A 21999-nucleotide genomic window follows, 5' to 3' on the forward strand; every position below is an offset into this window, starting at 1 on the left:
TGTTGGGTAATTATTAGTGATAGAATGGTCCTATAAAAGCTTCTATCGCTCATTTTACAAGCCACACATGTGAGCAAAGAGCACTACATTATTAAATAAGGTCGTTGTGTAATGCTGTTGATGATCGACAACTACGATTCGTTTACTTATAACCTAGTACAATACTTTCAGCGCTTAAACCAAGAGGTGCTGGTAAAGCGTAATGACGAAATATCTGTTGCGCAAATTAAGGAACTTAACCCCAAGCATATTGTTATTTCTCCGGGGCCTTGTACGCCAAACGAAGCGGGCGTGTCACTCAATGTCGTTGAGCAACTAAAAGGCATTTATCCTATTTTGGGTATTTGCTTAGGGCATCAAACTATAGCGCAAGCGCTAGGGGGCAAGGTTATACGTGCTAAGCAAGTCATGCATGGTAAAACCTCACCTATTGTTCATAATAATAAGGGGGTATTTACCGGTTTAGAAAACCCGCTTACTGTGTGTCGTTATCACTCGCTGGTGGTCGAAAAACACAGTTTACCGAGTGAATTAGCCATTACCGCATGGAGCCAAACCGAGCAAGGTGAGTTTGACGAAATTATGGGGCTACTTCACACAGAGCTTGCTCTTGAAGGCGTGCAATTTCATCCCGAGGCTATTTTAACAACTCAAGGGCTCGAATTGCTTGCTAACTTTTTATCTCGCTTCTAACCTTACAGTAACCACCGAATGGTAATACTTATACTGAATGGACTTTATGACTGAACTTGCGTCGCAAAAGCGAATAGCCTCAATGCTTGACCAGCGTGCTCACGACTTGCTGCTTGGCCATAGTTTTGCACATCAACAAATTGGCTTTATTCATACGCTGGAAATTGATTATGGCGAACCAATGAAGCAACGCACTTTATTAGAAGTAGAAGTTGCCGCACAGCATAAACGTCAGCAAAGTAGCACCGCGCATCATAAGTACCGAGCACAAGCGAGCAAACAACTTCATAAAGTAATAGAAACAGCCATATTTAAGCAATTAGAAGATATGGATGCTGTTATTCAAAACACCATAGGCATAGAAGATAACGTTGCTACCATGCTAGATATACTGGCGGCTAAGTCGGCAAGTGTTGGGCGTTTAGAGCCCTTGGTAAATGATTCTAGTTGGCTTGGCCGCGAATTAGTGTCATTGGTAAACCTGCCTTACTACCGAAAGCAGCGCAGCAAAAGTACCTCAGTTAAAGTAGACAGCCCCGCACTTGCACTGCGTTATATTGGCCTTGATAACTTACAATTGGTAATTCCTACTTTTGCTATGCGCCATTGGATGCCACACAGCACAGAGCCATTTCCATTATTAAAGCGCCGCCTGCGCGATGCCTCCATGGCCAATGCAATTGCGGCGCAAAAAATTGCAGAGCTTAACGATGTAAACCCTGTACATGCGTTTACACTGGGCATGCTTATAGATGTTGGGCGTATTGCCTTAGTACGCTTGTACTTAAAAACCTTTGAACAGGTATGGCAACGCAAAGTGCAAATAGCACGTGAAGCACAGCAAAAAGATTTACACACGGCATTGTTGGAGCTAAAGCCAGATCCCTTATTTTTAACCACGTTGTTAAGTAATAAGTCGCTTGAGTTAAGTGCTAAAGTTATTCGAAAAATGGCTTTTAAGTTTTTGCCGTTTAATCATGTTATGGCGCAACTTGTTCATGGTATTGAGCAAAGTAGTGATGTTTTCCCTATGAGTGAAGTCATGCTTAAAGCGCGATGCTATTCGCAGTATTTAAATCTAAAACAACACCAACTTATTGAACAAGATGAAATGCAGGCGTGGTTTTCGTATCACCAATTCACTAAAAATGAGCTAAAAGCCCTCGAAACAAGCAATTTTACCAACCTTGCTATTCAAATTGACTAAAAAGCAGCTTACTCGCTGGTCCTTATATCGGTAATTTGTCGCTGTTGCCGGCAAATTTTCATTAACTATTGAATTTTTTGTTAATTTTTTTGCGACTATTCATTCATTAACATCTCCCCAAGCACACCTCGCTTTAAGCACTTAATGTAAGGCGCGACTCACTGCGCAGGCGCATAAGTATTAAAAAATGGCATTTATTTTCTATGCAGATAGTTATTCACTATCTATGAAATAATATCCCAAGGCCTTTATTTTAAAGGCCTGCATGAAAGTTTTTAACGAGACAGCACCACAAATATCTGAAATAATGAGCGCCTGAAAATTGAACCACAAGGCAGTTTTACGCTCAACCTTTTGCTATTTAGTGCGTAAATATCTTGGTTACATTTATAACCAAACACCTATTTTGATGTTTTGTGTTGCTCACAATTAAGAGGAAAAAAAATGACAGTCAATCGCGAATTATTTGATCACGTAATGGTTCCTAACTACGCGCCTTCAAGCGTTATTCCTGTTCGAGGCGAAGGCTCTCGCGTATGGGATCAACAAGGTAAAGAATTTATCGACTTTGCCGGTGGTATTGCTGTTAACTGTCTTGGCCATTGCCATCCTGCATTAGTAGGTGCATTAAAAGAGCAAGGCGAAAAAATTTGGCACCTATCAAACGTAATGACTAACGAACCTGCGCTGCGTTTAGCTAAAAAAATGGTCGATGCGACCTTTGCTGAAAAAGTTTACTTTGCAAACTCAGGCGCAGAAGCAAACGAAGCAGCGCTTAAATTAGCACGTCGTTTTGCACTTGATAAATTTGGTGCTGAAAAATCACAAATTATCTCATTTAACAAAGGCTTTCACGGTCGTACGTTCTTTACCGTAACTGTTGGCGGGCAAGCTGCATACTCAGATGGTTTTGGTCCTAAGCCAGGCGACATCGTACATTGTGATTACAATGACCTAGCTGCATTTGAAGCGCTAATTAGCGACAAAACATGTGCCGTAATGATGGAGCCACTGCAAGGTGAGGGCGGTATTATTTCGCCAACTGACGAATTTGCACAAGGCGTTCGTGAGCTATGTACTAAACACAATGCACTGCTTATTTTTGATGAAGTACAAACAGGTGTTGGCCGTACTGGTGAGCTATACGCATACCAAGGTTTAAACGTAGTGCCTGATATTTTAACGTCAGCTAAAGCACTTGGCGGCGGTTTCCCTATTGGCGCTATGCTAACGACTACTGAGATTGCACAGCACTTAAAAGTAGGGACTCATGGTTCTACTTACGGTGGTAACCCTCTGGCGTGTGCAGTAGCTGAAGCCGCATTTGATACTGTAAATACCCCTGAAGTACTGGCGGGCGTAAAAGAAAAAGCAGCATTATTTAACGAGCTTCTTAACGCGGTAAACGAAAAATACAACGTGTTTAGCGAAATTCGTGGCCAAGGTTTATTAATTGGTGCAGCCGTTAACGAGCAATACAAAGGCCGTGCTAAAGAGTTTTTAGTAGCAGCTACCGAGCAAGGGCTTATGTCGCTTGTAGCGGGTGCTGATGTAGTACGCTTTACGCCATCGTTAGTAATTACCGAAGCGGATATTCGCGAAGGTATGGCGCGTTTTGAAAAAGCAGTAGCAAGCGTAGTAAACGCTTAAGCGCGTTAAACCACCTTATTAAGGGCAAGCCTGCTTGCCCTGCATATTCTATTTACCGTTATTGATAAGGGAGCAAGCGGACTCATGATGATCCTTCGCCCAATCCAGCAAAATGATTACGCAGCGTTATTAAAAATTGCCCACGAATCGGGTCATGGTTTTACATCTTTGCCGTTAAACGAAGAGTTACTGCAAAAGAAAATTGACCATTCTGTAAGTTCATTTGCTAAACAAACGTCACAACCTGGTGACGAAGGCTACCTGTTTGTTCTTGAAGATACCGAAACCGGTGAAGTAGTCGGTACTTCAGCTATTGAAGCTGCAGTAGGGCTTGATGATGCGTTTTATCATTACCACTTAAGTAAAGTAATTCACTCATCACGCACGTTAGATGTATACAAAGCGGTTGATATTTTAACCCTATGTAACGACTACACCGGCGCGACAGAACTATGTACCTTATTTTTGAAAGATGGCTATCGTAAAAACTGTAACGGTAAACTTCTTTCAAAAGCGCGCTTTATGTTTATAAAACAGCATGAGCAGCGTTTTGCACAAACAGTAATAGCAGAAATGCGCGGCGTGTCTGACGAGAACGGCAGCAGCCCGTTTTGGCAGTGGCTAGAAGAGCACTTTTTCTCAATGGACTTTCCTACCGCCGATTACCTAACAGGTATAGGCCAAAAAGTGTTTATTGCTGAATTAATGCCAAAGTACCCAATTTACGTAAACTTGCTGAGCAAAGACGCTCAAGCGGTGATTGGTAAAGTACACGACAACACACGCCCAGCTATTGAGCTATTAAAAAATGAAGGATTTACCTTCAACGGTTACGTCGATATTTTTGATGCGGGCCCTACAGTAGAAGCAAAAGTAGATAACATTGCCACTATTCGTAATGCGAAAGACTTTAAAGTAGAAATAGGCGAAGCATCGGGCGATACCATGGTACTGCTTGCTAACGGCAAGTTAGAAGATTACCGTGCAACGGTTGCAGCACTTAGCTTTGATGAGCGTGCAAGCAGCCTTATTTTATCGCAACAAATAGCCGATGCCCTACAGCTACAATCGGGCGACACCGTAAGCGCAACCCCAGTTTAATTAAGGAGAAAGTATAATGACTCATCCTGCACAATTTATTAATGGTCAGTGGTCACAAGGCCAAGGCAACGCATTTAATTCAGTAAACCCTGCAAATAACGACGTTATTTGGCAGGCATCTTCAGCGACTGCAGAGCAAGTAGATAGCGCAGTAAATTCGGCGCGCGAAGCATTTTACAGCTGGGCAGATAAAAGCTTTAACGAGCGCCTAGAGATAGTTAAAACCTTTGCAGCAACACTTAAAGAGCACAGCGAAGAGCTTGCTGTTGCGATTGCCCAAGAAACCGGTAAGCCACTGTGGGAAACGCGTACAGAAGCGGGCGCTATGGTAGGTAAAATTGCCATTTCTGAAAAAGCATTTTTAGAGCGCACTGGCGACGTTGAAAACGCTATGCCGGTAGGGCGTGCGATGATCCGTCATAAACCACATGGTGTAGTTGCCGTATTTGGCCCATATAACTTCCCTGGGCACTTACCTAATGGCCACATTGTGCCAGCGCTTTTAGCCGGTAACACAGTAGTATTTAAGCCATCAGAGCTTACGCCAATGGTGGCAGAGCTTACGCTTAAACTATGGGAAAAAGCCGGTTTACCTGCCGGTGTAATTAACCTTGTTCAAGGTGAAGTAGAAACAGGTAAAGCCCTTGCTGCGCATAAAGGCATAGATGGTTTATTCTTTACAGGTTCTTCGCGTACTGGTCATATTTTACATGAGCAGTTTGCAGGCCAGCCAGGTAAAATTTTAGCGCTTGAAATGGGTGGCAATAACCCACTGATTATTAAAGATGTGGCAGATACTAAAGCCGCGGTACACGATATTATTCAATCGGCGTTTATTTCAAGCGGTCAACGTTGTACTTGTGCACGTAAAGTATTTTTACCTAAAGGCCAACAAGGCGATGACATTTTAGCGCGCCTTATCACTGCAACTAAAGCCATTAAAGTAGGCAACTACGATGATGAAGATCAGCCATTTATGGGCTCTATGATCTCATCTGCGGCTGCAGCAGGCATGGTAAAAGCACAAAACGAGCTGGTTGAGCTTGGCGGTGAAGTACTAGTAGAGCTTGAGCACACAGCCAATACTGGTTTTGTAACACCGGGTATTATTGAGTGTTCAGCAATTAGCGACTTCCCAGATGAAGAGCACTTTGGCCCATTATTAAAAGTGTTCCGCTTTGATGACTTTGACCACGCAATTGATAAAGCAAACGATACCAGCTTTGGTTTATCAGCAGGTTTATTAAGCGATAGCGAAGCCGACTACAATCACTTTTTACGTCGTATTCGTGCCGGTATTGTTAACTGGAACCGCCCAATTACAGGCGCATCAAGTGCAGCCCCATTTGGTGGTATTGGCGCATCAGGAAATCACAGAGCAAGCGCATATTATGCAGCCGACTACTGTGCATACCCTGTAGCTTCGGTAGAACTTGAAAAAGTAACGATGCCAGCAACACTAAGCCCAGGCTTAAAAATAGATTAATTACTGTTCTATTTGTAGTTATAAAGAATGAGAAAAGCAGCTTAGGCTGCTTTTTTTGTATTGGTATCGCGCAAAGCTAGTAATTAGTGGCGCTTTCTGCTTAAATCTATGCAATTAGTTATTCAAAGGTGAAAATCACAATGGTTTTAGACAGGCAAGGGTACGATGACTTGATCATGTATCTAACTCAAAATTTAGCGTTATTTGAGAAGCCAGGCGAAATCAAACCCGGTGCCCCTACCGTTATGGAACTCATAGAAGACGTAATAGCGCATAACGTTATGCTAATTTGTGAACAACATACCAATCTTAATACCGAACAACGCAGCCAAATAGTGCGCGAGGTAGACGGTATTGTTTACGACTTACAAGAAGTACTAAGCAGCATAACCTCACAACCCGTTACGGTTGAACAACACGCATTTATAGATGAGTTTGCTGGGCTTATTAAAAACTTATTTGATAACGCGGTAACACAAACCTCTTAACGTTACCCGTTAACACAGCGCAGTATTACCTAATAACTGCGCTCCTATTACTTCTCGCCTTATTAATAACACCACTAAATTTAATCTCAGCGCTCACGTATCGTTGCAGATTGTTATACAATCAACAAAATTTTTTTAGAGATAAACACATGCAAGCAAATGTAAAATGGGTTGAAGGCGACACCTTTATTGGCCGTTCTAATTCTAATCACAATGTAGTTTTTGATGCCGGTAGCGACAGCGCTGCACCAAGTCCAATGGAAATGGTACTTATGTCGGTAGGTTGTTGCTCGTCGGTAGATGTTGTAAGTATTTTAAAAAAAGCCAAACAAGATTTTTCTGATGTGCAAGTACAACTAAGCTCAGAGCGCGCCGAAACAGCGCCTCGTGTATTTACTAAAATTAATTTACACTTTGTTGTTACAGGCAATAATGTCTCGGAAAAACACCTTGCGCGTGCGGTTTCGCTCTCTGCTGAAAAGTATTGTTCTGTTGCTTTAATGCTTGATAAAACAGTAGAAATTACCCATAGCCACGAAGTTGTGCAAGAACAGGTAAAATAACGCTTTTTCCGTGAGGAAAATTCGTATAAAATCCGCGAACTTTTCATTCTGCAGGTGCAGATTTCACTAATTTATAGGTTGGTTTATCATGAACAAACCCTTCGATAAACTTAAACTTCATGGCTTTAATAATTTAACCAAAAGTTTAAGCTTTAGTATTTACGACATTTGCTACGCAAAGACCGAGCAACAACGTAAAGAATATATTGAATATATCGACGAGCAGTACAGTGCAGATAGACTAACCGACATACTAGGTGATGTTGTTGATATTATTGGTGCTAACATTTTAAATGTGGCGCGCCAAGATTATGAACCACAAGGCGCAAGTGTGACTATTTTGGTTTCGGAAGAGCCGGTAGAAGAGCAGCAAAATTACGATGCTGATGAAGCGCCAGGCCCATTACCAGATTCTGTTGTTGCGCACCTAGATAAGAGCCACATTTGTGTACATACCTACCCAGAAGCACACCCTGATGATGGTATTTGTACATTCCGTGCTGATATTGAAGTATCTACCTGTGGCATTATTTCGCCACTTAAAGCGTTAAACTTCTTAATTCATAGCCTTGAGTCAGACGTAGTAACCATTGACTACCGCGTACGTGGTTTTACCCGCGACGTAAACGGCGTTAAACACTACATTGACCATGCAATTAACTCGATTCAAAACTTCATGACAGAAGATACCAAAGAAGCGTACCAAATGATGGACGTGAACGTGTATCAAGAAAACCTGTTCCACACCAAAATGATGTTAAAAGAAACCGACTTAAACACTTACCTGTTCGGCCTATCTACTGATGAGCTGTCGGATGAGGAAGAAGAAGAAATTCGCTCTAAACTAACCCGCGAAATGCAGGAAATATTCTACGGTCGTAACCTACCAGACGCAGAATAAATTAGTTTAAAAGCAATTTAATTGTATTAAAAATGGCGCTCAGTGAGCGCCATTTTTTATGGGGGGATTTATAGCAATTCGCTTAATAAAGCATGCTGTAAATAAGCGCACATACGGCCAGTGAGCCCACAGCAAGTACAAACAATGTGCTTAAACGGTTGCGGTATTTACTCAGCGCAGGCACTTTGTATACGGCAATCATTGGCATAATAAATAAAATCATCGCAATGATAGGGCCAGAGAGCTGATCCATCATGTCTAAAATGCTTGGGTTTTTAACCGCACAAAACCAAATAGCAAAAAACATAATGAGTACGCCAATTTTGTCGGCTACTTTTGCACTTAAGCTGGTTTGCTTAGTCACCAAACCGGTAAAGCTTTCACGTGCACCTAAAAAGTGCCCTAAAAACGATGACGTAATCGCAATAAAGGCAACCAGCGGCCCAAGAGTCGCTATATACGAGTTACTGGTGATATTAGCAAGGTAAGATAAAATCGATACGTTAGCCGCTTTAGCAGCAGCCATTTGCTCGCTAGTAAGCGAAAGCACGCACGAAAACACAAACAGCAGTACAAATACAATAAGTAGTAAGCTAGTGCGCTTTAAAATAGCCTCAGCCTTATTAGTGGCCTGATTGCCATAATGCCCACGCTGCACGTTCACAAAGCTTGAAATAGCCGCCGCATGGCTAAACGAAAACACAATAATAGGAATAGATAACCACAGTGTTTTAGTAAAGCTGCCCGCCTCAGGTAGGCTCATATCAGGCATTTGCCAGCTAGGGATTAAATAGAGCGATAAGCAAAATAAAATACCTACAAGCGGATACACCAAAATAGCAAAGGCACGTAGCATTAAACGCTCACCGCCCATCATTAGGCTAATCATACCGGCAACCAATACGCCCGAAAGCAACACGCGAGAAGGTGACTCAAGGCCCATTTGGTTAACCATAAAGCTGTCAACGGTATTGGTTAAGCCTACGCCGTAAATAAGCAAAATGGGGAATATAGATAAAAAGTATAATAAAGAGATTAATCTACCCGCCGTTACACCAAAGTGCTCTTCAACAACATCAGTAAAATCTGAATCTTTATTTTTAGACGACAACACAAAGCGGGCTAAGCCGCGGTGTGCTAAAAAGGTCATTGGAAAGGCTAAACACGCCATAATAATAAGCGGCCAAAAACCACCTATACCAATGTTAATAGGTAAAAATAAAATGCCCGCGCCAACGGCGGTACCAAAAAGGCTTAACGTCCACTGCGTATCGTGCAGGTTCCATTTAGAAGTAGGTGTGTGTTCACCTGTTGTTGATGCATTTGAAAGCGTTGCATCTTGTGATGGTGTCATGTGTGTGCTCATCCATTATTTAAATAATAATCGCGCGCAAGAATATAGTTTTTAGCTAAAACTTTCATGTTTTGAGGGGGGTTGTAGACTAATTAATTAGACGCCGTTGCACCAAAAGTGTCATGAATACGAAACAGCGCTGTAAAAATAAACAAATACCCGAACCAGCACAGTTGTAGGTTGGGTAGAGCGAAGCGAAACCCAACACGCCATTGCTCCTCTAAATTCTTACTTTATTTTAGTTATAGTGTTTTAGATTTTAGTGAGTAGATGTGGCAACGGATATCTAAAAGCTTGAGTGTCCTTACTTATTGTAATGACTTCGTTAATAATTATTTCCTAACTAATTAAGGGGTAATAGTATGAGCAATAATTCTATAAAGTGGCACAAGAAACCAAGTGGTATATTAGCTTTAAATATTTTAGGTAGCATAATTGCTGCGCTTATTTTTACCGTAATATTTTAAGGGGCTGTTATGAAGAGTAAATACCTAGATATTAATGAGCAAACCATTAATGAATTAGAGGAGGCGTGGGAGTACCTTAATAAGCACTTTTATAGTGAGTTAAATTTAGAAAGAGACCACCCTTTAGTGTCGGAAGATCCACTTGGTAAACTTGCATATTTCATGGAGCTTGGGATTTACCCACCACCTGAATTACTTCTCAAAATATCAGAGATTTATGAAGTGTATATGCTACAAGCTGGTAAAGTTGATCTTGAAGAATCATTTTATGGAAAGCCTATTAAAGGCATTGGAAACTTTTCTGGGCGAGAAGCAAAAAAGCAAGACGTTAAATTTTTAGAGATGACGTTATCTATGGAAGCTATTAGTAATGAAAAGAAAAAACGTTCGCAATATGAAGTAGCCGAAGAATATTTGAGAGCTAAAGGCTCAGACGAAGATCCTGAACACTTATTAAGAAAGTTGCGTAGATACAGAAATAAGCCTGCTAACTAAAGCATACAACAAGCGCTTTATACTAGGCAATGGTCTCCTCGATGTGTAGTACCCGTTAACCATCCTCGCTATTTCGCACTAAAAAACTTGTCTACCAATTGATAAAGCGTACTGAAACACAGCAACGTTATAAACATACCAAGTGATAATATAACCTTTTCTTTTAGGGGTTGTTCAGGCTTTTGGGCTAATATGCTTTTTAAGAAATAAAGAAAGTAAAATAGGTGCACGCACCGATGCCTATAATCAGCATAAAGAGCCGCTTTATTAAATTACCTTCAGTAGGAGGAGTTTCCTCACCGGTATACGGTGTATAAATACTTATTTTTAATATAAATGCATAGATATATCTATAACAGAAGAAAAATACTAACACGCAGAACAACAGCTTTTCTACTGACTCAAAACCTATGAAAAAAGTAGCTCCTAACACAAACCATAAAATGCCAAACAATAAAACAATAACCTTCTTTTTATCCATACTGACTGCCTTTATTTTTTCTTTAAGTTCTTTATTTATAAACCTTAAAAGGCGTTTTAGTTAACAGATTAGGAGTGGTCATCTATTGATAATATACAGAGCTAAAGCTATCACTTATCTTGCTGACAACTGATAGCTAACCACTCAAAACTGCTCTTATCCCTCTAAAGCCGAAACAATAAAATACGGATTCAAATACTCATCTTTGGTGTTATAAATAAGCGGGCTGCCATCGAGCTTAGTTACTTTAGCGCCGGCTATTTCAGCAATAGCATGGCCAGCTCCCGTATCCCACTCACAGGTTGGGCCTAAGCGCGGGTAAATATCGGCGCTGCCTTCGGCCACTAAACATAATTTTAGTGAGCTGCCTTTTGAGACCATTTCAACGTCGTCAAAGCGTTTTACAAACTCGGCTAAATCGGGTGATGGGTGCGAGCGGCTGCCAACCACGCGGATTAACCCTTTATTAGGTTTGGTGGTTACTTTAAGCTCAATGCGCTCATCGCCTTTGTCTTTAAACGCGCCAATGTCGTTACTGGCTAAGTACGATACACCAAGTGCGGGCGCATCAACGACAGCAAGTACGGGTTTGCCGTTTTCGATTAGGGCTATATTTACGGTAAATTCGCCGTTCTTTTTAATAAACTCTTTAGTGCCGTCGATTGGGTCTACTAACCAGTAGCTTTTCCATGTTTGACGAATGTCCCAGCTTATATCAGCGCTTTCTTCGCTAAGTATAGGTGTGTCGGGCGTGAGCTGTTTTAGCCCTGTCACAATGACTTTATGAGCTGCTAAGTCGGCGTCGGTTACTGGGCTTTCATCGGCTTTGTATTCAACGTTAAAGTCCTTTTCGTAAATCCCCATTATGGCTTGGCCTGCTTTGCGGGCAAGGATGAGGGTTTCTTCTAGTAGCTCGGTTTGGTTCATTGGGGTTAACCTATAATATGCTTTTGTTTTAGATACGTTATCAGTTGTGTAACCGATTGGTCTAGGGTGTTTTTACTGGTATCTAAAATTATTTCTGGGTTGTTGGGTACTTCGTAGCTTGAGTCGATACCGGTAAAGTGTTTAATCTCACCTGCACGGGCTTTTTTGTATAAGCCTTTAGGGTCACGGCTTTCGCATACATCAAGCGGGGTATCTATAAATACTTCAATAAACTCGCCGTCATCTACTAGGCTGCGCACCATGTCGCGCTCTGCTCTAAATGGCGAGATAAACGCGGTAAGTACTAATAGGCCGGCATCGGTCATTAGTTTGGCGGTTTCGCCAACGCGGCGTATGTTTTCGATGCGGTCTTCGTCGCTAAAGCCAAGGTCTTTACATAAGCCGTGACGTACGTTGTCGCCATCAAGCAGGTAAGTGTGCGCACCTTGCTGATTAAGTGCCGCTTCTAGTGCGTTGGCTACGGTGCTTTTGCCAGAGCCAGAAAAACCGGTAAACCATAAAATGGCCGGTTTATGCTTTTTTTGCTCACTACGCTGTGCTTTTGTGGTTGCGTAGTTATGCCAAACAATATTTTCATCCATAGTGGTGTGTCTCTTGTACTGTAAGCACCCGTATTAAAAAGGAAATACGAGCGGGATCAAGGTTAATACCGTGATTGAATAAATAATAGAAAGGGGCAAGCCCATTGTTATGTAATCTTTTAAGCGGTAGTTACCCGCGCTGTAAACCATAAGGTTTGTTTGATACCCAAACGGCGATATGAAACTGGCAGATGCACCAAACGCTACCGCCATAATAAAGGGTAGAGGGTCCACATTAAAACCCACTGCTAGCGAGTAAGCCACAGGGAATGAAAGCGCTGCTGCGGCATTATTAGTAATAAGCTCGGTGAATAATACGGTCATTAAAAATATGGCGATAAACGCGCCATAAGGGCCAAAATCACCTAGTACCATAAATAGGGCATCTGATATTTGCCCGGCAAGCCCGGTTTCTATCATTAATTTAGCAAGCCCTATGGCACTGCCCACAACGGCGAGTAGCTCAATGGGAAAGCGACGTTTTACTTCGCTCAGTTTAACTGTACCGCTAAGCAATAAGCCAATGAGTAACACCAGCAGGCCTTTTACTAAAGGAACTATACCTACAATGCTTAACCCTAACACGGCGGCAAAGCCTGCCAATACAATATTAGATTGTTTAGGTTTTAGATGTGTTTGTAAGTCAAACCCCGATATATACACAAATTCGCGGTTTAAATTAGGTAAAGAGTAAAAGTTTTTACCTGGGGCGAGTATTAAGGAGTCACCGGCTTGCAATTGCACTTGCCCAAGGCCGCCTTGTAAGCGATCGTGGCCTCGGCGAATGGCAATAACAGCGGCATGAAACTGCTCTCTAAAACGCGCCTCTTTTACGGTTTTGCCAATAAACTTTGATGATTGGCTTACAACCACTTCAACTAAGTGTTCTATGTCTTTTTCGTGGTTGTCGTGCACCACTTTTAATCCGTCAAAGCGTCTTAATAAGGGTACCGATTTAATATCGCCAACAAACAGTAGTACGTCGTTTTGTCTAATAATTTGCTGAGGTGTTACTGCGTATATACGCTCATCGCCACGAATAATTTCGGCGAGAAATAAATCTTTTAAATCGCGTAGGCCGTTTTCTTCTACGGTGCGGCCAATAAGCTTAGAGCCTGCCTGCACTTTTCCCTCTAAGTAAAAGGGAATAACCTCTTGCGTGTTTTTGCCGTTGTCGGGCAGGTATTTGAGCATCACTAAAATAGTAATGAGGCCCACACTTAATGCGCCAATGCCCACTAAGGTAAAATCAAAAAAGCCCAGTGGCGCCATACCTGCATCTACGGCAAAACCGTTCACTATTAAATTGGTTGATGTACCAATAAGTGTAATGGTGCCGCCTAATATAGCGGTGTACGACAGCGGTAATAGTAGCTTTGAGGGTGAATGATTTGGGTTGTCTTTTATGGCGGTGATAAGCGATGCCACAACCGCGGTATTGTTAGTAAATGACGATAAAAACGCGGTTGATAAACCAAGCTTTGTTACCGACTTTACTAAGCTCCCTTTAGATAACGATTGGGAAAGCTGTTGTATGAGTGTGGTTTTTTCAATAGCGATTGAAACCAGCACTAATAATACTAGGGTAATGAGCGACGGGTTTGCGTAGTTTACTAGCATGCTTTCAAGGTCAATCAGGCCTGTTAAATAACCCGTACCAATAGCACTTACAAATAACCATGCTGGATTAATGCGGGTGCCAAAAAGGCACCCAACTAAAGTAAGCATAATGCCTGTTAAAACGAGCTGCTCTACCATGCTTTTATATTCCTAACAGACATTTTTATACTTACAGTTTTGAAATATCAAGCGCTTGCCAATGTGGGAAGTGCTTGCGTACTAAGCAATTAAACTCAATTTCAAAGTCGCTGAAATCGCTGTTTTGTTTTTCGCTTTTTAGTACTTGCTCAATCATACCTGCGGCAACCGTTAAGTTAGATAAACGGTCGATAAGAATAAATGAGCCAGTTTCGTGGTTGTTGTGATACTCATCAGCTAATATTGTTTCGCTTAGTTCAAGCGTGACAATGGCAATTTCATTTAGCTGAAGTGAATCGGCTGTGCCGTGCTCTAAAGTGTTTACATCAATAGTGTGGTCAATCTTTTTAACCACGGCTGATGTATTTTTGCTACCTAGTTTAATGTTGTAGCTTTTACCTAGTACCAGCGGCTCTTCGTGCATCCACACAAGTTTAGCTTGTATAAGGTTAGTAACCGTTGCACTTGAGCTTTGCGGCACAATGACATCGCCGCGGCTAATATCAATTTCGCTATTTAGGGTAACGGTAATTGCTTGGCCGGCCTCTGCGTGATCTAGGTTGCCATTAAAGGTCACAATTTCTTTAATGCTTGATGTTTTACCCGACGGTAATACTTTTATTGCATCGCCAACTTGTAATTTACCTGATGCCAATGTGCCCTGAAAACCACGGAAGTTTAAGTTAGGGCGCACTACATATTGCACAGGCAAGCGTGCTTCAAAGCCGGTATCGGTTTCGGCCGCTGGTGAGTCTTCTAAAAGCTCAAGCAATGGCTTGTCGGTGTAATAAGGCGTATGAGCAGAGCGTGTTACTACGTTGTCGCCTTTAAGCGCCGACATAGGCACAAACTTAATGTTTGATACGTTAAGTTGCTCAGCAAATTTAAGGTAGTCGGCTTTGATTTTTTCATAAACGGTTTCGTCAAAATCAACGATATCCATTTTATTAATCGCTACCACAAACTGTTTAATACCTAGTGAGTCACAAATAAAGCTATGACGCTTAGTTTGTACTTGCACACCGTAGCGGGCATCAACCAAAATAATGGCTACATCGCTTGTTGATGCGCCTGTTACCATGTTGCGTGTGTATTGCTCGTGCCCTGGGGTGTCGGCAATAATAAATTTACGCTTAGCCGTTGAAAAATAACGGTACGCTACGTCAATAGTTATACCTTGCTCGCGCTCAGCTTGTAGGCCATCTACTAGTAGCGCTAAGTCTAGCTCTTCGCCTGCGTTACCTACTTTTTCGTTATCTTTATGAAGAGCTGCTAGCTGATCTTCATAAATTTGGTGGCTGTCGTGCAGTAGGCGGCCAATCAGTGTTGATTTACCGTCATCTACGCTGCCACAGGTAAGCATACGCAATAAGCTTTTATCTTGTTGGCGTGCTAGGTAGGCGTCTATGCCAATCTCTTTTACTTCGTTAATGGTGTCGTTAGTATTGGTCGACATTAGAAATACCCCTCACGTTTTTTCTTCTCCATTGAGCCTGCTGAGTCGTGATCTATTACACGGCCTTCACGTTCAGATGACGTAGATAACAGCATTTCTTCAATAATTTCTGTTAGGTTACTGGCTGTAGATTCAACTGCACCGGTAAGTGGGTAACAGCCTAAAGTACGAAAACGTACCGACTTCATTTGTGGTACTTCACCCTCAGCAAGTGGCATGCGCTCATCGTCGACCATAATTAAGGTGCCGTCGCGCTCTACTACTGGGCGCTCTTTCGCTAAATAAAGCGGAACCATTTCAATGTTTTCTTGGTAAATGTATTGCCAAATATCAAGCTCAGTCCAGTTAGACAGTGGGAATACACGAATGCTCTCACCTGGGTTAACTTGGCTGTTGTAAGTATTCCAAAGCTCTGGACGTTGGTTTTTAGGGTCCCAGCGGTGGTGTTTATCGCGGAACGAGTAAACACGCTCTTTAGCGCGAGACTTTTCTTCATCGCGGCGTGCGCCACCAAATGCAGCATCAAAGCCGTATTTATCTAGCGCTTGCTTTAAGCCTTGGGTTTTCATTATGTCGGTATGTTTACCCGAGCCATGCTCAAACGGGCTAATGCCCATTGCCATGCCTTCTGGGTTTTTGTGTACCAGCAGGTCAAAACCGTATTCTTTTGCAAGGCGATCGCGAAACTCAATCATTTCACGAAACTTCCAGTTGGTGTCTACGTGTAATAACGGAAACGGAATTTTTGCAGGGTAAAATGCTTTACGCGCTAAGTGCAAAAGTACCGATGAATCTTTACCAATAGAGTAAAGCATTACTGGGTTCTCAAACTCAGCGGCGACTTCGCGCATGATTTTGATACTTTCAGCTTCAAGTTGCTGAAGGTGAGTTAAAGCCATTGTTAGTCGTCCTACTAAAATGATTAAAAGTGATTAAGTAAAATATAATTATGTATTTGATACGCCGGTTAGCGGCTGAGCAAAGCTACTGGTTTGCTCGTTTTGGCCAAACCACGCAAGCTGCGAGTGCAGGGCGGCTACTTCGCCAATAATAAGTAATGCTGGCGATACCACATTGTTGCGCTCTATTAAATCTGCAAGCTCACCTAATTGCCCCGTAACAACACGCTGGTTTTTACGCGTGCCGTTTTCGATTATGGCAACTGGCGTATTAGCGCTACGCCCATGTTTTAAAAGCTGAGCCTGTATATGTGGCGATTTAATAACGCCCATATAAATAGCTAAAGTTTGATGCGCTTTAGCAAGCGATTGCCAATCGAGCTCTTGGCCATCTTTTTTACAATGCCCTGTTACAAACTGGATGGCTTGTGCGTGGTCGCGGTGAGTAAGCGGAATACCCGCATACGCGCTACAACCAGCGGCGGCAGTTATACCCGGTACTATTTGATAATTAACGTTATTGGCAGCCAGTACTTGTACTTCTTCGCCACCACGGCCGTAAATAAAGGGGTCGCCGCCTTTAATGCGGCATACTTTTTTGCCTTGCTTGGCAAAATCAACCAGCATTTGGTTGGTATCTTCTTGCGCTACACTGTGATCGCCCATACGCTTACCTACGCAGACTAAATCGGCATCACGGCGTACTAATTCCATAATTTCATCAGACACTAAATAGTCGTATACAACGACATCGGCTTGCTGCATTAACTGCAATGCTTTAAGTGTTAAAAGCTCAGGGTCGCCTGGGCCTGCACCCACTACATATACTTCGCCTTCTGGCTCGGCTTTAGCATCAAGCATTTGCTCTAGTTGTGCTTGTGCTGCATCGGTATTACCTGTTTGCACTTTGCTTACGACTGATGAATCAAACACGCCTTCCCAAAACTGGCGGCGATCGGCAAAGTGCTTAAAGCGCTGTTTTACTTTGTCTCTAAAACTGCCAACTAAAGTAGCCAGTGGGCCAATGTGTTGTGGGATTAACGTTTCAAGCTTTTCACGTAGTCGCCGAGCAAGTACTGGCGCGGTGCCTGCACTTGAAATAGCAATGGTTATTGGGTCACGGTCTACAATTGATGGGAATATAAACGTACATTTAGGTTGGTCATCAACCACATTTACAAATACATTGCGTGCGTTTGCTAGCTCAAATACATTATTGTTTACTTCGTCTAAGTCTGTGGCTGCTATAACCAGCATTTTGCCATCAAGGTGCGACTCATCAAAATAGGCATCAATAAGCGTTACTTCATTGTTTTGTGCATGTTCTTTTAGTTCATCACAAAACCAAGGTGCCACTAAGGTTACGTTTGCGCGGGCTTTTAAAAACGCGCGACATTTGCGTAATGCGACCTCTCCACCGCCAACAACCAGCACGGGTTTGTTGTCGAGTTTGGTAAAGATAGGTAAATACTGCACGTGGTTAACACCTCTAAGTAAAATCTAAAATAAAACGCTATTGAGCAGGGGGCAGAATATAGCGCGCACTAGTAAGTAAAAAATAATTAAAACCAAGTTTATATAACCAAAAGTTATAATGGGTGGTTGTTTTAGGTTTAAGCCTTAATCTATAGGGGATTAACGCGCATTACACGCAAAATAATGTGCTTATAGTGTTTGGTTATGAGCTATAGCGAGATTACGTTAATTTGTTACTATGGCGCTAAACCTAATTTATCGCCTACTTAAAGGGATCACGTATGACTGAACAACACAACGATGCACACTTAGCTGTGTCGCTTATGGATTTAACAAGCCTAAACACCTCAGACACGGCCAGTGATATTCAGCAGCTTGTAAATAGTATTAACCCTAAATTGGGCACACCTGCTGCAGTATGCGTTTACAGTGATTTTGTAGATGATGCAAAAATAGCATTGGCTGCGCGTGAGCTTAACCATGTAAAAGTAGCAACGGTTACAAATTTTCCTAGTGGTGATGCGCCACTGAGCGATGTGATAAACGAAACACTGATAGCAATTGAGCGCGGCGCGGATGAAATAGATTTAGTGATCCCGTATAAAGCACTTATTGCTGGCGAGCACAGCAAAGTGCTGGAGTATGTAACTCAAAGCAAAAAAGCCTGTGGTACAAAAGCGCAATTAAAAGTAATTATAGAAAGTGGCGAACTTAAAACTGCAGAGCTAATCACTAAAGCTACAAACTTAGCTATTCAAGGCGGGGCTGATTTTGTAAAAACCAGTACAGGTAAAGTGGCTGTAAATGCAACGCTTGACGCAACAAACGTGATGCTCAGCACTATTAGAGAGTCGGGTAAGGTTGTTGGTTTTAAAGCCGCAGGCGGAGTTAAAACCGTTACTGATGCAAAGGAGTATTTAGCACTGACACGCTCAATTATGGGTGATGACTACTTACAGGCCACTACATTTAGGTTTGGCGCATCAAGCTTACTAAGTGATGTATATAAAGTATTAGAAAAATAACCATTAAATTAAGCACTACGCCTTTATATAAGAGAGTAAATGATTGGCAGGCGAAACAATAATGGAATTAATTAATTAGATTTTCCTATGTGGGTATCTTTTAGGCTTGTGTTAATGATTTGCGTAAGTATAATAGGCATCCACTTTGCAGGGGCGTAGTTCCAATTGGTAGAACAGCGGTCTCCAAAACCGACGGTTGGGAGTTCGAATCTCTCCGCCCCTGCCATTTTTACTCATAAGTTGAGTAAGTCTGGGGTTAAAAATCGGTTTAAATAAGTCTGTTTTTAAGTTTAGATTTTAATGGATTAACCCTGCCGTTGTGTAGGGTTGTTGTGTCTGTAGTTAAGGTAATAATATTATGAGCACGAATGTAGAAACACCATCAAGTGCGATGGAGTCGGTAAAGTGGTTAGTAGCAATCGCGCTACTTGCAGGCGCAGTTGTTGGTAATCACATGTTTGCAGATCAGTCTGTATTACTACGTGCAATTGGCGTTGTGGTTGCTATAGCAGCAGGTTTAGGTATTGCCTCGCAAACCGCTAAAGGCCGTGACTTTTTAGCATTTGCTAAAGAAGCACGCATTGAAGTACGTAAAGTTGTTTGGCCAACGCGTCAAGAAACTACCCACACGACATTAATCGTAATGGTTGCAACAGTGATTATGGCGCTTATCCTTTGGGGATTAGATGGCATTTTATTCCGCGCTGTAGGCTTTTTAACTGGATTGGAGATCTGATCCCATGTCGGATGAGAACAAAGAAATTAAATTACGCTGGTACGTTGTACAAGCATTCTCTGGTTACGAAAAGCGTGTAGCGCAAACGTTATCAGAGCACATTAAAATTGAAGGTCTTGAAGAGAGCTTTGGTGAAATATTAGTACCAACAGAAGAAGTTGTTGAGATGCGCGCCGGTCAAAAGCGTAAATCTGAGCGTAAATTCTTCCCAGGTTACGTACTAGTACAAATGGACATGAACGATGCAAGCTGGCACTTAGTGAACAGCACTGAACGTGTAATGGGCTTTATTGGTGGTACTTCTGACCGCCCAGCGCCTATTAGTTCTAAAGAAGCAGAGCGCATTCTTAACCGTCTTCAAGAAAACGCTGAAGCACCTAAACCAGCTACATTATTTGAGCCAGGTGAAGTTGTTCGTGTTACTGATGGTCCATTTGCTGACTTTAGCGGTGTTGTTGAAGAAGTTGACTACGAAAAGAGCCGCGTGAAAGTGTCGGTACTTATTTTTGGTCGTTCTACACCGGTTGAACTTGAATTTGGTCAAGTTGAACAAGATAAGTAATTGATTAAAAAAGCTTCGTCATTATTTACTTAAATTTTGGCACGAAGCTTGAAAAAGGCCGCTGATTAACTTATAATCAGCGGCCTTTTTGTATTAAGGCAAAAATTTATTTTTGCTCGCAAAAAGTACGAAACCAATTTTTAAACTGGGAAGCCGTTAGAGTACGCGTCCTCGCGCGCACAAGGCTAAGACCCACCAAATGAGGTATTTATAATGGCTAAAAAAGTTGAAGCTTTAATCAAGCTACAAGTTGCCGCTGGTATGGCTAATCCTAGTCCTCCAGTAGGTCCTGCACTAGGTCAACACGGTGTAAACATCATGGAATTCTGTAAAGCGTTTAACGCGCGTACAGAGTCTATCGAAAAAGGCGCTCCAGTTCCTGTAGTGATCTCTGTTTACGGTGACCGTTCATTTACGTTCGATATGAAAACGCCACCTGCTGCTTACTTACTTAAGAAAGCTGCTGGTATCAAATCAGGCTCAGGCCGTCCTAACACTGAAAAAGTAGGCACAGTAACTCGTGCTCAACTTGAAGAGATCGTTGAGACAAAACGAGCTGACCTTACAGCGGCTGATATGGACGCTGCGGTTCGCACTATCGCAGGTTCTGCGCGTGCGATGGGCTTGAACGTAGAGGACTAAGAAATGGCTAAATTAACTAAACGTATGCGTACTATCCGCGAAAAAGTGGAAGTAACTAAAGATTACGAAATCAATGAAGCAGTTGCTCTTTTAAAAGAGTTAGCGACAGCTAAATTCGTAGAAAGTGTTGACGTTGCTGTTAACCTTGGTATTGACGCTCGTAAATCTGACCAGAACGTTCGTGGTGCAACTGTACTACCTAACGGTACTGGCCGTGATGTTCGTGTTGCTGTATTCACTCAAGGCGCTAATGCAGAAGCTGCAAAAGAAGCCGGTGCTGAATTAGTAGGCATGGAAGATCTTGCTGAACTAGTTAAGAAAGGCGAGATGGATTTTGACGTTGTTGTTGCATCACCAGACGCTATGCGTGTTGTTGGTCAACTAGGTCAAATCTTAGGTCCACGTGGTCTAATGCCAAACCCTAAAACTGGTACTGTAACGCCTAACGTTGCAGAAGCAGTTAAAAATGCGAAAGCAGGTCAAGTACGTTACCGTAATGACAAAAATGGTATCATCCATACTACTATCGGTAAGGTTGATTTCACTGCTGAGCAACTTCAACAAAACCTTGAAGCTCTAATCGTTGCGCTTAAGAAGGCTAAACCTTCTCAAGCTAAAGGTGTTTACGTTAAGAAAGTAACCATCTCTACAACAATGGGCGCAGGTGTTGCTGTTGACCAAAACACTTTAAGCACTTCTGTAGCTTAATAGGTGTTTACATGGCGTGAAATTTGTACTATAATTTTGCGCCATTTTGTTGAATAATTTATTATTTAACAAGTAAAGAATTCGGGTTGAAGTCCATAATTTCGCTAAGCTCTTGAGTGATGCGATAAATTGGGCTTCCGTCCAAGACCGTAGGCGGCTTCGGCCTTAATATTACCTACGTAGACGGTGTGAATCCCCAGATAGATTTTTCCTAATCTCTTCTGGCTCTCGCCGTAAAAAGCATCTCTATCAAGTTTGTTGATAGGGAAGAGTAAAACAGGGAAGCCGAGTGTCGGTGACCCATTAAACCAGGAGTAACACC

23 protein-coding genes and 1 tRNA gene are annotated in these 21999 nt (G+C 42.2%); 15 read left to right on the forward strand and 9 right to left on the reverse strand.

The window, feature by feature from the left end; all coding sequences use genetic code 11:
• The first annotated feature begins 111 nt into the window (after positions 1 to 111).
• From B4F91_RS16705 to speD, 8 genes are all read left to right on the forward strand, one after another.
• On the forward strand, positions 112 to 693 hold the full coding sequence (locus B4F91_RS16705) for an anthranilate synthase component II (protein ID WP_248443281.1): 582 nt from the start codon (positions 112 to 114) through the stop codon (positions 691 to 693).
• A gap of 46 nt (positions 694 to 739) precedes the next feature.
• Positions 740 to 1900, forward strand: coding sequence for an HDOD domain-containing protein (locus B4F91_RS16710; RefSeq protein ID WP_286936309.1), 1161 nt, complete (start codon positions 740 to 742; stop codon positions 1898 to 1900).
• A 444-nt stretch (positions 1901 to 2344) separates the two neighbouring features.
• Positions 2345 to 3550 carry an aspartate aminotransferase family protein gene (locus B4F91_RS16715; protein ID WP_004588188.1) on the forward strand — a complete coding sequence of 402 codons (1206 nt, stop codon included), beginning with the start codon at positions 2345 to 2347 and terminating at the stop codon, positions 3548 to 3550.
• Positions 3551 to 3634: 84 nt separating this feature from the next.
• A complete protein-coding gene (gene astA / locus B4F91_RS16720; RefSeq protein ID WP_004588189.1) occupies positions 3635 to 4651 on the forward strand; it encodes an arginine N-succinyltransferase in 1017 nt (338 codons plus the stop codon).
• A 16-nt stretch (positions 4652 to 4667) separates the two neighbouring features.
• Positions 4668 to 6137: a succinylglutamate-semialdehyde dehydrogenase gene (gene astD / locus B4F91_RS16725; RefSeq protein ID WP_029774138.1), complete on the forward strand. Its 1470-nt coding sequence runs from the start codon at positions 4668 to 4670 to the stop codon at positions 6135 to 6137.
• A 140-nt stretch (positions 6138 to 6277) separates the two neighbouring features.
• A complete protein-coding gene (locus B4F91_RS16730; protein ID WP_004588191.1) occupies positions 6278 to 6625 on the forward strand; it encodes a DUF3802 family protein in 348 nt (115 codons plus the stop codon).
• Between the two features lie 149 nt (positions 6626 to 6774).
• Positions 6775 to 7188 carry an OsmC family protein gene (locus tag B4F91_RS16735; protein WP_004588192.1) on the forward strand — a complete coding sequence of 138 codons (414 nt, stop codon included), beginning with the start codon at positions 6775 to 6777 and terminating at the stop codon, positions 7186 to 7188.
• Positions 7189 to 7276: 88 nt separating this feature from the next.
• Complete coding sequence (gene speD / locus B4F91_RS16740; RefSeq protein WP_004588193.1) at positions 7277 to 8089, forward strand: adenosylmethionine decarboxylase; 813 nt, start codon at positions 7277 to 7279, stop codon at positions 8087 to 8089.
• An 82-nt stretch (positions 8090 to 8171) separates the two neighbouring features.
• Here the strand turns inward: speD and B4F91_RS16745 are convergent, their stop codons facing one another.
• Positions 8172 to 9443: an aromatic amino acid transport family protein gene (locus B4F91_RS16745; RefSeq protein WP_286936316.1), complete on the reverse strand. Its 1272-nt coding sequence runs from the start codon at positions 9441 to 9443 to the stop codon at positions 8172 to 8174.
• A 476-nt stretch (positions 9444 to 9919) separates the two neighbouring features.
• Between B4F91_RS16745 and B4F91_RS16750 the strand changes: the two genes are divergently transcribed.
• Entirely contained in the window at positions 9920 to 10405 is a 486-nt protein-coding gene (locus B4F91_RS16750; protein ID WP_286936319.1) for a hypothetical protein, read from the forward strand.
• Positions 10406 to 10604: 199 nt separating this feature from the next.
• Here B4F91_RS16750 and B4F91_RS16755 read toward each other — a convergent pair whose 3' ends face one another.
• The 7 genes from B4F91_RS16755 to cysG form a co-directional block, all read right to left on the reverse strand.
• Entirely contained in the window at positions 10605 to 10886 is a 282-nt protein-coding gene (locus tag B4F91_RS16755) for a hypothetical protein (RefSeq protein ID WP_286936320.1), read from the reverse strand.
• 156 nt (positions 10887 to 11042) lie between these two features.
• The gene (cysQ, locus tag B4F91_RS16760; protein ID WP_029774142.1) at positions 11043 to 11813 is read right to left on the reverse strand and encodes a 3'(2'),5'-bisphosphate nucleotidase CysQ; all 771 of its coding nucleotides are present in this window, start codon (positions 11811 to 11813) and stop codon (positions 11043 to 11045) included.
• Between the two features lie 5 nt (positions 11814 to 11818).
• The gene (gene cysC / locus B4F91_RS16765) at positions 11819 to 12415 is read right to left on the reverse strand and encodes an adenylyl-sulfate kinase (protein WP_024032040.1); all 597 of its coding nucleotides are present in this window, start codon (positions 12413 to 12415) and stop codon (positions 11819 to 11821) included.
• Between the two features lie 33 nt (positions 12416 to 12448).
• The gene (locus tag B4F91_RS16770; RefSeq protein WP_004588197.1) at positions 12449 to 14173 is read right to left on the reverse strand and encodes an SLC13 family permease; all 1725 of its coding nucleotides are present in this window, start codon (positions 14171 to 14173) and stop codon (positions 12449 to 12451) included.
• 31 nt (positions 14174 to 14204) lie between these two features.
• The gene (cysN, locus tag B4F91_RS16775) at positions 14205 to 15629 is read right to left on the reverse strand and encodes a sulfate adenylyltransferase subunit CysN (protein WP_286936321.1); all 1425 of its coding nucleotides are present in this window, start codon (positions 15627 to 15629) and stop codon (positions 14205 to 14207) included.
• Positions 15629 to 16528 carry a sulfate adenylyltransferase subunit CysD gene (gene cysD / locus B4F91_RS16780; protein ID WP_004588199.1) on the reverse strand — a complete coding sequence of 300 codons (900 nt, stop codon included), beginning with the start codon at positions 16526 to 16528 and terminating at the stop codon, positions 15629 to 15631. Before cysD ends, cysN begins: the two co-directional genes overlap by 1 nt.
• A 48-nt stretch (positions 16529 to 16576) precedes the next feature.
• Positions 16577 to 18004 (reverse strand): siroheme synthase CysG, encoded by a 1428-nt coding sequence (gene cysG / locus B4F91_RS16785; protein ID WP_288636075.1) that lies wholly within the window; start codon positions 18002 to 18004, stop codon positions 16577 to 16579.
• Positions 18005 to 18285: 281 nt separating this feature from the next.
• Between cysG and deoC the strand changes: the two genes are divergently transcribed.
• The 6 genes from deoC to rplA all read left to right on the forward strand — a co-directional run bounded on the left by deoC (position 18286) and on the right by rplA (position 21677).
• Positions 18286 to 19029: a deoxyribose-phosphate aldolase gene (deoC, locus tag B4F91_RS16790; protein WP_288636077.1), complete on the forward strand. Its 744-nt coding sequence runs from the start codon at positions 18286 to 18288 to the stop codon at positions 19027 to 19029.
• A 149-nt stretch (positions 19030 to 19178) separates the two neighbouring features.
• Positions 19179 to 19255 (forward strand) — tRNA-Trp (locus B4F91_RS16795).
• Between the two features lie 132 nt (positions 19256 to 19387).
• Positions 19388 to 19765: a preprotein translocase subunit SecE gene (secE, locus tag B4F91_RS16800; RefSeq protein ID WP_004588203.1), complete on the forward strand. Its 378-nt coding sequence runs from the start codon at positions 19388 to 19390 to the stop codon at positions 19763 to 19765.
• A 4-nt stretch (positions 19766 to 19769) separates the two neighbouring features.
• Entirely contained in the window at positions 19770 to 20327 is a 558-nt protein-coding gene (gene nusG, locus B4F91_RS16805) for a transcription termination/antitermination protein NusG (RefSeq protein ID WP_024032045.1), read from the forward strand.
• A gap of 213 nt (positions 20328 to 20540) precedes the next feature.
• A complete protein-coding gene (gene rplK / locus B4F91_RS16810; RefSeq protein WP_004588205.1) occupies positions 20541 to 20969 on the forward strand; it encodes a 50S ribosomal protein L11 in 429 nt (142 codons plus the stop codon).
• 3 nt (positions 20970 to 20972) lie between these two features.
• Positions 20973 to 21677 (forward strand): 50S ribosomal protein L1, encoded by a 705-nt coding sequence (gene rplA, locus B4F91_RS16815; protein WP_004588206.1) that lies wholly within the window; start codon positions 20973 to 20975, stop codon positions 21675 to 21677.
• 104 nt (positions 21678 to 21781) lie between these two features.
• Here the strand turns inward: rplA and B4F91_RS16820 are convergent.
• Positions 21782 to 21999, reverse strand: a 218-nt coding sequence (locus B4F91_RS16820) for a hypothetical protein (protein WP_288636080.1), incomplete at its 5' end; no start/stop codon positions are given.

Source organism: Pseudoalteromonas sp. UBA6610, from assembly GCF_002433295.1.
GTDB lineage: Bacteria > Pseudomonadota > Gammaproteobacteria > Enterobacterales > Alteromonadaceae > Pseudoalteromonas > Pseudoalteromonas atlantica.